The sequence below is a fragment of the Kordiimonas lipolytica genome (genome assembly GCF_001550065.1).
Genome location: NZ_LRUB01000010.1, coordinates 1 through 5,632, shown reverse-complemented (window position 1 = coordinate 5,632; position 5,632 = coordinate 1). Strand labels below are relative to the sequence as shown.

Annotated in this window: 5 protein-coding genes; 3 read left to right on the top strand and 2 right to left on the bottom strand. The window is 54.5% G+C overall.

What is annotated here, in order from left to right; genetic code table 11:
• Nucleotides 1–902, bottom strand: a 902-nt coding sequence (locus tag KORM41_RS04585) for a DEAD/DEAH box helicase (protein WP_156431899.1), incomplete at its 3' end; no start/stop codon positions are given.
• A 396-nt stretch (nt 903–1,298) separates the two neighbouring features.
• Here KORM41_RS04585 and KORM41_RS04580 point away from each other — a divergent pair.
• A complete protein-coding gene (locus tag KORM41_RS04580; protein WP_156431898.1) occupies nt 1,299–2,339 on the top strand; it encodes a hypothetical protein in 1,041 nt (346 codons plus the stop codon).
• A 4-nt stretch (nt 2,340–2,343) separates the two neighbouring features.
• Here KORM41_RS04580 and KORM41_RS04575 read toward each other — a convergent pair whose 3' ends face one another.
• Nucleotides 2,344–2,958, bottom strand: coding sequence for a TetR/AcrR family transcriptional regulator (locus KORM41_RS04575; protein ID WP_068145231.1), 615 nt, complete (start codon nt 2,956–2,958; stop codon nt 2,344–2,346).
• A gap of 273 nt (nt 2,959–3,231) precedes the next feature.
• Between KORM41_RS04575 and KORM41_RS04570 the strand changes: the two genes are divergently transcribed.
• Both KORM41_RS04570 and KORM41_RS04565 read left to right on the top strand, forming a co-directional pair.
• The gene (locus tag KORM41_RS04570) at nt 3,232–4,410 is read left to right on the top strand and encodes an alkane 1-monooxygenase (RefSeq protein WP_068145228.1); all 1,179 of its coding nucleotides are present in this window, start codon (nt 3,232–3,234) and stop codon (nt 4,408–4,410) included.
• Nucleotides 4,411–4,677: 267 nt separating this feature from the next.
• Entirely contained in the window at nt 4,678–5,619 is a 942-nt protein-coding gene (locus KORM41_RS04565) for an IS110 family RNA-guided transposase (protein WP_082719706.1), read from the top strand.
• The last annotated feature ends 13 nt before the right edge of the window (nt 5,620–5,632 follow it).

Here is a 5,632-nt window from a genome sequence, read left to right as displayed (position 1 = left end):
GTGGCAACACAGACGCGCGCGCGCCCATCCCGCATCGCCTGCAGGGCGTGGCTGCGTTCGTTCTGACTCAGTTCACCCGACAAGGCCACAACCGAAAAGCCACGGTTATTGAGGCGGCTCGTCATATGGTTCACTTCAGCACGCGTGCTGCAAAAGATGATGGTGTTCGGCGCTTCGAAATAACGGATCACATTGATGATGCCGTTTTCTTTGTCATTGGGTGCCAGCATCAGGGCGCGATATTCGATGTCCTGGTGCTGCTTCGTATCGCTTTTGGTTTCAATGCGGATGGCATCGCGCTGATAGCGTTTGGCAAGCCCCATAATCGATTTCGGCACGGTCGCAGAGAACAAAAGCGTCCGGCGGTGATCCGGCGCTGTATCCAGCATATATTCCAGATCATCCCGAAAACCGAGATCAAGCATTTCGTCAGCTTCATCAAGAACAACAGCACGCAGCGCTGTCATATCAAGCGAGCCCCGTTCAATATGGTCGCGCAACCGGCCGGGTGTGCCAACCACAATGTGCGCGCCCCGGTCCAGACTGCGGCGCTCCGTGCGCATATCCATCCCGCCAACACAGGTGGCAATGGTTGCCCCAGCCAGTTCATAGAGCCATTCAAGCTCGCGCTTCACTTGAAGGGCAAGCTCACGCGTGGGCGCGATCACGAGCGCCAGTGGCGCGTGTGCCTGGGTGAGCTTTTCAGCCCCCTCAAGAATATCGGGCGCAAGGGCAAGGCCGAAAGCAACTGTTTTGCCAGACCCCGTTTGTGCAGAAACGAGAGCGTCAGCGCCAACAAGGCCCGGGGCCAGCATTTCTTTCTGCACGGGTGTGAGAGAAGTATAGCCGCGTTTTGTTAACGCTTGGCCGAGCGCCGGAACGACACCATCAAATTCTGTCATTGTATACTTTCGGAAACGGGGTTTAGCCGCAAAACTGCCAGCTAATCGCATTAAGAAGACCGCACGGATACTGCGAAGCGTGCGCCGAGACAAGCTCAATTTAGCCTGCCCATTGTAGACTGAGTTCAGGCAGTGTCAAAATAATCCCATTTCCTGTGCCCGGCGGAGCCCCAGAAAAGGCGCGCACTATGTATAGTCCGTCACCCTGAACTTGGTTCAGGGTCCATTGCACAAGCCTTTCCTAAGCGTAGCTGCGCCAAGCATTGTGTGGATGCTGTTTGCGAAGCTGGCGGCACGCCAAACAAGTTCAGCATGACGGAGGATTTGCCCTACTTCTCATCCTTGTAAGACAAACAAAAATGTTGTGCAGTGCCCGCAAATTGCTAACGTGTCGCAATGACACCACGCCTTCAATTTGTTCGTGACACACATCCCTCTTCCCTGAATTTGGCCGGGGATGGCGATGACGTTGAATTGATCGAAAAAATAGAAGCCTCTTTTCAGACAACATTTGCAGACGCTGACACTGCGCAATGGCACACGGTTGGCGACATCTACACCACGCTGAGAAAAGAGGTTGGGAAAAGTACCGCCTATCACTCCAAATGCGCCGGACAGATGGCGTTCTACATAGTTCGCCGCATTCTCAAAGAGTTGGCACCAACCATAAAGGTTACGCCGCAAACAAAGTTTTCAGACCTGCCTCATCGCTGTCACCCCAAACTTCGCAAGGTTCTGCTGAACCAATACAAGCTATATGCGCCGTCGCTAGAGCTTTCCGGGCCGGGCTGCCTGCTGCTTCTCATCACATGGCTGGGGGCTGGTGTTTGGTGCATTCTTAGAGACGCCAATGCCCTTTTCTGGGTATTTCTCGCTATAGGCAGTGCTGGATTTGTCTATCTCTTGCCCCAAAGATATCGCGGCTCAATCGGTGAGTTTTCTTCGACAGTAGCCGACATGAACTATGATTATCTCGTTAAACGCGGTGCACGCTCAGATGGACTTCGAATATGGGAAGCGTTGGGATACATTATTGAAGACGAAACAGGTGTGGACCGATACCTCGTCAACAGAAACACCCTCCTGCTAACAAAAGAAGCTTACGAAAAAGAGTGGATTACGCAATTTGAAGCCACTCAAAACAGCAAATTCGCGGGCCTAGTGGGCTTACTTGAAGAAGCAAAGGACATCACTCGCGATTTTTCGGGCGACATTGACTTGAAGAATGCCGCGAACACCTTTAACCACTGGCTGGACGCAATGCACTCGGCACCGGAAGATATCTTGTCAGAAATCCAGACATTCTTCTATCCCACAGGGACTTGGGACGATTTATCAGCACGCATGACGAAAAGATACTCAGATGCCGCATCCGCAATTGCCCAGTATATTGTTGAAGAAATCAAAAAGATTAAATCGGGCAAACCGTCCTTGTAGCCCCCTATTTCTCGCCCGTGTAGGCCAGCACCACGTCGATGGTGTGTTCGGTAAAGCGGTCGCGGCGTTCTTTTGAAATGCCGTCCAGCTTCATCACGGTCAGCATCTGGCTTGCGGCCAGCAATATGCGCGCGTCGTCCCGCGCGCCGCGGCCCTTCTGGCGGCCCGGTGTGGCGGCATCCAGGATCGCAGTGAGGTTATCGAGCACGATATTCTGGCATTCCAGGAATTTTTCGCGGATGTGCGGCGCGAAGTTGGTGGACCAGTTCAGCCAGACCTGGGCAAAGGCGCGCTCATCATCCAGGCGGCTGGTGGCATGCTCCGCCAGCGCGGTCAGCAGTTCGGCGGTCGAAAGCCCTGTGGGGTCCACCTCCGCAAAAATCGCCAGGTTTTTCTCCGCCACGTCATCCAGCACCGCGTCAATCAGCGCCTCGCGCGTCGGGAAATAAACAAAGGTGGTGGCAACCGAAACACCCGTGCGCTTGGCAATGTCCGCGTGCTTGGCTTCGCCGATGCCGCGTTCGGCAAACAGCTCCACCGCCGCGTCCAGAAGCTGGCGGCGTCGCTCTTCCGGGTTCAGCCGGGTGCGTTTCTGCGTATCTTTCTGTCGGTCACTCATACATGGCCCTTTTAACCCCTTCCCTTTTCTACCCGGCGGGCGGGGGCTGGATCAAGCGGCAATAGCGGGCCTTGGGAAAAAGGGCACACCTGCAGGACGTGTGGGCACAGGGCACTTCCGGTGTGCCCACGCCGGAACCGCAGAAAACCGTACCCAAATGGGCCCTATGAGTGTGCCCCTTTTGTGCCCTTTTTGCTAACCGCACCGCCACTATTGACAATATTATCAATAAATGAGAGAGTCGGCCAAATTGTGATGCGAGGAGGGAAATCCATGACTGCTGAAACTGCCGCCGCCGAGTGGCGCGACACCAAAAGATATCTGTGGCCGCTGCCGGTGCTTTTGACCGCCATACCGCTTATCAGTTGGTATCTTTATGCCAAATCGGGCCATGAAGCGGTGCTGTGGCTGTCGCCTGTTTTCTTCTATGTCCTTATTCCGATTATTGAAATCGCGTTCGGGGAAGACACATCCAACCCACCGCGGGAGGCCATCCCGCGCCTGCGCGATGACCCGTTTTATCGCTGGTCGGCCTTCGCCGCCCTCCCGGCCGCCTATCTGGTGTGGGTTGTCGGCGCCTGGTATGTGGCCAACATGGATCTCACCATCACCGCCTATATCGCTGTCACCATCGCCAACGGGCTGATGGGCGCGGGCGCCCTGAACACCGCCCATGAAGTGGGCCATCGGCGGGATAAAACCTCCATCAATGTGGCGCGTTTCCTTCTGTGCCTTTGCGGCATGGGACACTTCCGGATCGAGCATAACCTGGGCCACCATGTGCAGGTTGCCACCCCTGAGGACAGCGCCACCGCCATGATGGGCGAAAGCTTCTATGCCTTTGTTTTGCATGAACTTCCTGGCGGCTTCAAGCGCGCCTGGAACATCGAGAAAACGCGTCTTGGCCGCAAGGGCAAGTCTGCTTTCCGCCTTGAAAACGAAGTGTTTTTGAACACGCTGATCACCATCGGCATGTATGCGGCGTTTGTTCTGTGGCTTGGCTGGGTTGTGCTGCCGTACCTGCTCATCGGTGCACTTCTGTCGAACCTGATGCTGTCATCCGCCAACTATATTGAGCATTACGGATTGATGCGCCCCAAGCGCGACGACGGAAAATACGAGCGCGTTCAACCACATCACAGCTGGAACGCCAATCATATCGTGTCGAACGTGATGCTGTATCACCTGCAGCGGCATTCAGACCACCATGCGCATGCGGAGCGCCCGTACCAGTGCCTGAGGCATTTTGATACCGCACCGCAGCTGCCGGCAGGCTATTTCACCATGTTCATGGCCGCCTGGAACCCGCCCATCTGGTTCACTATTATGGACAAGCGCGTGGCCGAACAGCATGGCTATGACATGACAAAAGCCTATATCCATCCTGCGAAGCGGGACAAGATCATGAAGCAATTTCATCACCCTGAAGGCCTGATGCAGGCTGCGGAATAAAGCTTATGTAACTCTTGGGAGCGGGAAGCCCCTGGCTGGTTGGCCGGGGCTTATACATTGAGAGGCACGAAGATTTGTTATGATCTTCGTGCCTCTTTGATTTTGAACAGGGGGTGGCCACCCCCTGTTCAAGGTGCGGAATGTGGTTGAGCCCACTCGGGGCAAGACCTTTTACGGTCGTAAAAAAGCATAACCCTTCCGCACCACAGAGGCTTCGTCGAACCGCTGAGTGAGCTTTTACGCTCGTGTATAAGAAAGACAAAGCCAATGACTTATACCACGCGATCCATTGGGATCGACATATCAAAATCATCCTTTGACGTTTGCCTGCTGCCAGAAGGCGAAGCAGACACATTTACCAATAATACATCCGGCATTGCCAAATTCCTTTCGTGGGTTGCTGACAGGGAAGACATTGAACGGCTGATCCTGGAGCCTACAGGTGGCTATGAACGCATGGTCACAGATGCCTTGCTTGCAGCCGGGTTGCCGGTTGCCAAAGTTAATGCCCGATATATCCGTCAGTTTGCCCGGGCCAGTGGGCAATTGGCCAAAACCGACAAGGTGGATGCCTTTGTGCTAGCCGACTATGGCAGGCGCATGGAAACACGCCTTCTTGAACAACCTTCTGAACAGCAGCAGGAACTCTCAGACCTCGTAGTCCGATACAAACAGCTGTCCCACATGATTGTCCAGGAAAAGAACCGCCGGGAAAAGCTGCTGAACAAGGCAAGAGACTGGATCGAAGAGGCTCTGAATTTCCTGCTGGAACAGCGTCAAGCCGTTGTGGAAGCGATGGAGGAATGCCTGGAACAGGATGCAGCACTCAAGGCCAGGGCCAAAGTGTTGACTTCAATAAAGGGCATTGGATTGCGGACCGCCTGCTTCCTGCTGGCAGGCCTGCCGGAACTGGGTCATCTCGACAAAGGACAAATCGCCAAGCTCGTTGGTCTAGCCCCAATCAACCGGGATAGTGGTCTAATGCGCGGCAGGCGGACAATTACAGGAGGACGGAAACATGTGCGCGATGCTTTATATGTGGCGACACTCCCCGCCATTCGCTTCGATCCGGAAATGAAAGCTTTCTATCAACGCCTCAGGGAAAACGGGAAGCCCGGTAAAGTCGCTCTCATTGCAGTCACTAGAAAAATCCTCATTCGCGCAAACGCAAAAATGAGGGATCACTATGCAGCCGCGCTTGACACATAACACCGCTGCTTTT

Bases quoted from the DNA above. Each gene is read 5' to 3' on its own strand.
- KORM41_RS04580 (WP_156431898.1), top strand. From the start codon at position 1,299: ATGACACCACGCCTTCAATTTGTTCGTGACACACATCCCTCTTCCCTG.
- KORM41_RS04575 (WP_068145231.1), bottom strand. From the start codon at position 2,958: ATGAGTGACCGACAGAAAGATACGCAGAAACGCACCCGGCTGAACCCG.
- KORM41_RS04570 (WP_068145228.1), top strand. From the start codon at position 3,232: ATGACTGCTGAAACTGCCGCCGCCGAGTGGCGCGACACCAAAAGATAT.
- KORM41_RS04565 (WP_082719706.1), top strand. From the start codon at position 4,678: ATGACTTATACCACGCGATCCATTGGGATCGACATATCAAAATCATCC.